Raw genomic sequence first — 6,403 nt, 5'->3', positions numbered from 1 at the left:
TCGGGTGCGCGCTCTGCACCCGGACGGTCGCTTTATCGAAGTGTTCGTCGATACACCGCTTGAGCTTTGTGAACGACGCGACGTCAAAGGGCTGTATGCGAAGGCCCGGTCCGGCGAGATCCAGGAATTTAGTGGAATCTCGGCTCCGTACGAACCGCCGACTAACCCTGAAATTCGAATCGACACCACTCGTCAACTTGAAGCGTGTGTGCAGACGATCGTCGACCGATTGGCACTTTGATTCGAGAATCGTCCACCAGGCGTCGTGGAGTCGCCGTCGGCAACGATCTCCAATCTCACCGAATGCCTGTGTCACAATCGATGTTGATCGTTGACTCGGCGCCCTGCTCAACGACGACCTCCAATGAGGGACAGCTGGGAAACGGACTTTCCCCAACGTCGACCCGGACGGTGTAGGAGCCAGGGGCCAGGTCGAGCGCGTAGTGGCCGGTGGTATCGATTGCCTGTGAGGCGACGACCTCGTCATTTTGGACGAAATCCACCATGCCCCGCACCGCGACCGGAAGGCAGGCGGGATCTCCGGGCCGTTCGACAGGGCAGGTAGGACCGGCCAAAACATTGCCCGAGACAGTCCCGGTGCCGGTTGATCGGCCTGTTTCCTGAGCTGAACACGCAGCCAGGATCAAGGTCAGAAGAATCAAGCGAGCGTTTCCCATGGCTTTTGGACGTCCTCTGCCAAAGATCGGTTCCAAATCCGGTGCCCGGGCGACCATGCCGGGTTCAATCCATGCGAGAATCCTGGCTCAACCTCGAAACACGAAAGTGGCCGTTCATGTATGAATCGTTGGCAAAGAAAGTCGTCCTGGTCACTGGTGCCGGCTCGGGGATTGGCCGGGCTATCGCTGATCGATTCGCGAACGTCGGGTCAAAAGTCGTCGTGAATGATGTCGATCCGGTCTCGGCGCAGGCTGCGGCCGACCGGATAAACGGGTCAGGAGGGTCGGCCCTGGCCGCCGTCGCCGATGTGTCAAACAGCAGTCAAGTCGCCGAGATGTTCGATACGACCGTCGAAACGTATGGACGGATCGACGTTCTCGTGAACAACGCTGGTCTGATCGGTCCGATGCTTCACTTTTTCGAAGCCGATGAAGCCTGGTGGCGCCGAATCATCGACGTCAACCTGACCGGGCATTTTCTCTGCTCCCATCGGGCTGCCCGGATCATGGCCAAAGCCGGCGGCGGCGTGATCATCAATATGAGTTCCGGTGGCGCGACCCAGTCGCATCGCTCGTTTACGGCTTATGACGCCACTAAGGGCGGAATCGAAGCTCTCACCAGAGCCATGGCCCTCGACCTTGGTCCATACAACATACGCGTGAACGCGCTGATGCCAGGGTCGATTGACACGACCGGGTTATCCATGGAGGAACGGATATACCGTGGCGAGAACGTCCCCCTCGGGCGCATCGGCGAGGCCTACGACATGACCGGGGCCGCGCTATTTCTTGCGTCCGACGATGCCGCCTATATCACCGGCGACGTCATCAAGATCGACGGTGGCATGACCGCCCAGCAGCGTTCAGCGACCGTCGACATCATGCCCCCATCGGGATTTCCTCGTGTCGAAGATCTCTGATTACCCGAGTGGGCGATGACCAAAATAAACGGCGCCTACGACGTCGTTATCGTTGGTGGGGCGCTCATGGGCAGTGCGATCGCCTATTTCCTGAGCGAGAACCCTGATTTTGATGGATCGGTCCTGGTCGTGGAGCCCGATTCAACGTACGTCAATGCTCAAAGTACCCGCTCGGGCAACAGCTTCCGGGAGCAATTCTCCAACCCGCTCAACATAAAGATCAGCCAGTTCGGGCTCGAGTTCTTGGCTGAGTTCCACGATCGAGTGATCGTCGATCGTGACGTGCCAGACCTGAATTTTCGAGGCACGGGCTATCTGTTTCTGGCCACGAACCAGACGGCGCTGGAGGTTCTCGACGCTGAGCACCAAATCCAACTGGCCAATGGGGCAGACGTGCGGATGCTCAATCCAACTGAGGTTGAGACCCAGTTCCCATATATGAATACGGATCGGTTGGTCGGGGCGCGTTTTGGTAGTGAACGAGAGGGATCGATCGATGGGTGGGCTCTGTTGCTGGGCTTTCGCCAGCGCGCCCGCCACAACGGTGTGACCTATCGGTCCGATCGGGTCGTGGATCTTGTACAGAGCGAAGGTCGGATCACCGGCGTGCGACTTGAATCGGGGGGTACTGTGGCCTGTGGCCACGTGGTCAACGCGGCCGGCCCGCGCGCCAAGCTCATCGCGGCGATGGCGGGCATCGAGTTGCCGGTCGAGCCCCGCTCGCGAACGACGTTTGTCTTCGACTGTCGCGCCCCGATCGAACAGAACGTCCCGCTTACCGTCACGCCTGAAGGAGTCCATTTTCGCCGTGAGCGGCAGCACTACGTGACGGGTGGCGTTCCGGTTGATGACCGGGCTGTCGGCTACGACGACCTGGAGACTCGCCACGGTGAGTTCGAGGAGTTGATTTGGCCGGTCCTGGCTTCCTACGTGCCCCAGTTTGAACGCATCGCGGTGGTCGCATCCTGGGGAGGCCAATACGCCTTCAACGTGCTCGATCACAACATGATCATTGGATCCGCCGGCGCCCTGCCCAACTTCGTTTTCGCCAATGGGTTCTCTGGCCACGGCCTGCAGCAATCTCCGGCGGTAGGACGGGGGGTCAGCGAACTGATCGTCTACGGTGCCTATCGCACGCTTGATCTCACTCCCCTGGGCTACGACCGGGTTACTCGCAATGAACCGTTTCATGAATCGGCCATTATTTAGCGGGAACCGCTCAACCATCCGTGACGTCCGATCCTTGACCATCGCCCTGCGGCGCCCGGGAGGATCATGCGTTCCGTTCACAACCAATCTGATCAAGGCTCGGGCCGGGCAGGCGGCGGGCAATTCGATCTCGGTCGACGCCAACGTTTTGAGGAGATCTACGCGATCGTCTACGAACCGCTTCAGCGCTACTTGCGGCGGCGAGCATCCATCGACGACGCAGATGAGGTGCTCGACGATGTTCTGCTTGTCCTCTGGCAGAGGCTCCCCACCTTGGCCGTAGATGACTGCCTCCCGTGGTGTTACGGCGTTGCCAGAAGGGCACTAGCCAATCGGCGGCGCAGCATGGCCCGGCGACAAGGTCTACTCGAGCGACTGGGCGCCCAGCCGGTTCAGGTGCCGATCGACGAAGTGGGTTTGGACGACTACCCCGCCCTGGCTTCGGCTTTCCGCCTTTTAGCCGAATCAGACCGGGAAGTTCTCAGATTGTGGGCGTGGGAAGGACTTGAGCCTCGCGAGATTGCGACCGTCCTGGGTACCTCGGCGAACGCCGTCAGCCTCAGACTCACCAAAGCCAAGAAAAAGTTGACCGGGTTGCTCGCCGGACAGAATCCCGACGATGCCGGACATAAAGAGCGTGAGAACACCGGGGAGCATCAATCGTGACGGAAGAATTGCGTAATAGCCTCAAACGCCTCGACCCGATGCAAGCCGCTGTGTCGACCGAATTACCGACGACCGAGTCGTCCAGGCATCGAATGGAGCGTGTCATGTCAACTACTACTCACCTAACCACTCCGCCAAGCGGGGTACGAACACCGAAGCGATGGGTCCCCGCGCTGGCAACCCTGGTAGTCGCGGCGATAGCGGTGAGCGTCTTCACCTTCGGCGGTGCAGGCACCGATCCTGCGCCGGTCGCCGGACCACCGTTGGAGTTATCGCTCGGAGACAGCAACGTGCTTGCCTCATGCATTATATTCGACGTTGCGATTCTCAGAGATATGCCGATCGCCTTTGAGGGGACGGTTACCGGCGTGGACGGTGCACGTGGGACGCTGACGGTTGATCATTGGTACAAAGGTGGCGCCGCTGCCGAGGTCGCCCTAACCGGCGGGTCAGCGGACATGGTTTCCCTCATCGGCGCCTTTCCGCTCGAGGTCGGGAGCAGCTATCTGATCGCAGCTACCGACGGAAACGTGAACTTCTGTGGATACAGTGGCCCCGCCTCTCCCGAGCTTCGTGGGTACTTCGAAGAGGCGTTTGGCGCATGACCGGTGGTTGCCACCAATGATTGTGAGGGTGGAGTGTCAGACCGATACTCCACCCTCCTTCGCGCCGTCATGCGGAATCGGACCGACCAGTCGGTTGCGCCTCCGGCCTTGTGCGTTTAGGCCATCCCGACCATCAGGCCAATTGCCGAAAGCCCCAGGGTGGCGACAGAGGTTGCCGTGGCAAGCGCGTAGCGATTCCGGGCAAGCGCAGATATCGTCGCCAGGCCGGGGATAGCACTGAGATAGGCAACCGTAGATCCAGGCATGAGCCATCCGATGGCAAGGAATACTCCAGCCCCTAACGCTCCCAGAGCCAGCAAGCTCGCGACGAGCCTTTCGGTTCGTTGACGGCCCATTCGAACCGCCAGCACCTTCTTGCCAACCGTGCGGTCGGACTCAAGATCGGGTAGCTCGAAGACGAGCATCATGGCGAGGTGAATGGGGAGCAGAGTTGCGATCGAAGCCCACAATGCCCCCGGCGGTCCTGACCCCTGGCTCGTAACGCCGATCAGGGGAACGAGTCCGATGACCACGAGGGTGGTCGCCATCTCTCCCCATCCCGTTTCGAGAAGTCGGACCGGCGGTATCGAATAAAGCCAGGAAACAAGCAGCGCGGCCAGCCCGAGGAGAGTGGCAAGCGGATAGGTTGGGAAGAGCCAAACGGCGATGCAGAGACTGAGGATCGTGGTGCCGATACCGGCGGTCAGGGCGGTTCGAGGAACAAGGGCACCATCGACCAGTACTCCACTCCCGCCTGAGAACAGCGTTCGATTGGTGACCGACCGGTCTACTTCTCGATCGGCATATTCGTTCAGAAAGTGGGCCGTGATCTGGGCGGTCGTCACCAAGCCCTGACCCAGTACATATCGGCCTGGCGTGAGCGACGGCGCGCTCACCGCACCAAGGGCATACATCAGTGCTCCACCGACGAGAAAGTGCGGACGAGCCAACCGGACAAAGTCGACCGCCATTCGAAGAGAAGGCGGCTTCATCGCGGTGCCATTCCGTTGTCGCACGCTAGATCACCGGTCACGGCAGGACTCCGAATCAGGAGAGGTCGCTGAGCGAATCGAGCATTGGCTGTAACTCAGGTAGTTCCTCGGCGTTGTTGGTGCTCCAGGTGTAGTGGACCGTGCCTTGACCATCGATGACAAACAGGGCTCGTTTTGCCAGGCCTACATGGCCCTTCCAGATGTCATACCGAACACCAAAAGCGCCCGACACCGCCCCCTCCCAATCCGACAACAGCGGAAAGTCGAGACCGAGTTCGCGAGCGAACGCCATCTGCGAGAACGTAGCCGATACGGCAATCGCCACCAGGTCGGCGCCGTGGGCCATGATCGTGGAGGAGATTGAGCCCAACTGGGCCAGCTCGGCCCCTCAGAACGCCCCGAAGTCGAAGACGTAGAACGCTACGACCATCGGTCGACCCTGCGTTCGAGAGACCGATTTGTCAAAGGTATGGCGGAGTTCGAAGTCGGGAGCCGGATCGCCAACCTGGAGCGGGGTCGATGCGGACGGAGAGAATCGAGCATGGTCCATTCCCCCATCTTACGGGGGCCTGACCGTCAACAACTGGTTAATCGCAAACCGTTCCCGGCTTCTCCCGGCGCCTCTTCCCGCTAACCAAGGGCACGTCCGAACAGGGCGACGACGATTGCTCCCCCGAGGATGAGTATGGAACCGGCAAGCATCCGCCGGTCCGGGCGTTCAAGACGATCTGACAGCAGCGCCGGGCCGACGAACAGAACCACCGGCGTCGAGAGTTGTTGCAGGCTCACGACGGCGCCGACCGGAATCAGGTCGAAGGCGGTCCATTGGGCAGCTACGGCAAAGCCGGCAGACGCTCCTCCCAATACCAACCACGGCAACATCGACCGATTCAGGCGAACCCATTGGCCGGTGATGGCTCTGGTGGATAGGTGCATGCAGGGCACCGTCACGGCTAGACCAGCGACCAGGCCAACCAGTGCACCATCGAATCGGGCGAGACCGAAACTGACGAAGAGTGGACTGATCGAGAACAGGAGTGTCGCGGCAAGGACGGCGGTTAGCCCCGCGGCAGGTGCAGAGACCTTCGACGGATTCCGCACGGCCACGATGGCCACGCCAACGGTGACAACGATGACTCCAAGCCACGTGATGGGTTTAAGGCGCTGGTCAATGACCAAAGCCGCCATGAGTGCTGCCACCACCGGGTTGATCGACAGTACGGACGCGGTTCTTGACGGCCCGATTCGCTGTTGACTGAGAGCGAAAAGGGTCCATCCGCCCAGGAAGTGAACGAGAGCCGCCGCGACAAACCACCCGGCGGCCCGCGGCGGTA

Annotated in this window: 10 protein-coding genes; 5 read left to right on the top strand and 5 right to left on the bottom strand. The window is 60.5% G+C overall.

Features of this window, described 5'->3' with window-relative positions; translation table 11 throughout:
* Window positions 1-241: adenylyl-sulfate kinase (locus tag JJE47_11095; protein ID MBK5267966.1), on the top strand; the 241-nt coding region annotated here is incomplete at its 5' end.
* 55 nt (window positions 242-296) lie between these two features.
* On the opposite strand, the gene JJE47_11090 is transcribed toward JJE47_11095, so the two are convergent.
* Entirely contained in the window at window positions 297-677 is a 381-nt protein-coding gene (locus tag JJE47_11090; protein MBK5267965.1) for a hypothetical protein, read from the bottom strand.
* 116 nt (window positions 678-793) lie between these two features.
* Here JJE47_11090 and JJE47_11085 point away from each other — a divergent pair, with 116 nt between their 5' ends.
* The 4 genes from JJE47_11085 (at window position 794) to JJE47_11070 (ending at window position 4,077) form a co-directional block, all read left to right on the top strand.
* Complete coding sequence (locus tag JJE47_11085) at window positions 794-1,597, top strand: SDR family oxidoreductase (GenBank protein MBK5267964.1); 804 nt, start codon at window positions 794-796, stop codon at window positions 1,595-1,597.
* A 15-nt stretch (window positions 1,598-1,612) separates the two neighbouring features.
* Window positions 1,613-2,806: an FAD-binding oxidoreductase gene (locus JJE47_11080; protein MBK5267963.1), complete on the top strand. Its 1,194-nt coding sequence runs from the start codon at window positions 1,613-1,615 to the stop codon at window positions 2,804-2,806.
* Window positions 2,807-2,872: 66 nt separating this feature from the next.
* Window positions 2,873-3,472 (top strand): sigma-70 family RNA polymerase sigma factor, encoded by a 600-nt coding sequence (locus JJE47_11075; protein ID MBK5267962.1) that lies wholly within the window; start codon window positions 2,873-2,875, stop codon window positions 3,470-3,472.
* Window positions 3,469-4,077: a hypothetical protein gene (locus tag JJE47_11070; GenBank protein MBK5267961.1), complete on the top strand. Its 609-nt coding sequence runs from the start codon at window positions 3,469-3,471 to the stop codon at window positions 4,075-4,077. Before JJE47_11075 ends, JJE47_11070 begins: the two co-directional genes overlap by 4 nt.
* Window positions 4,078-4,193: 116 nt before the next feature.
* Here JJE47_11070 and JJE47_11065 read toward each other — a convergent pair whose 3' ends face one another.
* The 4 genes from JJE47_11065 to JJE47_11050 all read right to left on the bottom strand — a co-directional run.
* Window positions 4,194-5,069, bottom strand: coding sequence for a prenyltransferase (locus tag JJE47_11065; protein ID MBK5267960.1), 876 nt, complete (start codon window positions 5,067-5,069; stop codon window positions 4,194-4,196).
* A gap of 55 nt (window positions 5,070-5,124) precedes the next feature.
* Window positions 5,125-5,415, bottom strand: coding sequence for a redoxin domain-containing protein (locus JJE47_11060; protein MBK5267959.1), 291 nt, complete (start codon window positions 5,413-5,415; stop codon window positions 5,125-5,127).
* 42 nt (window positions 5,416-5,457) lie between these two features.
* On the bottom strand, window positions 5,458-5,619 hold the full coding sequence (locus tag JJE47_11055) for a hypothetical protein (GenBank protein ID MBK5267958.1): 162 nt from the start codon (window positions 5,617-5,619) through the stop codon (window positions 5,458-5,460).
* An 80-nt stretch (window positions 5,620-5,699) separates the two neighbouring features.
* Window positions 5,700-6,403, bottom strand: a 704-nt coding sequence (locus JJE47_11050) for a DMT family transporter (protein ID MBK5267957.1), incomplete at its 5' end; no start/stop codon positions are given.

This window comes from Acidimicrobiia bacterium (assembly GCA_016650365.1).
Classification (GTDB): domain Bacteria; phylum Actinomycetota; class Acidimicrobiia; order Spongiisociales; family JAENVV01; genus JAENVV01.
This window is presented reverse-complemented; position numbering and strand designations above follow the sequence as displayed.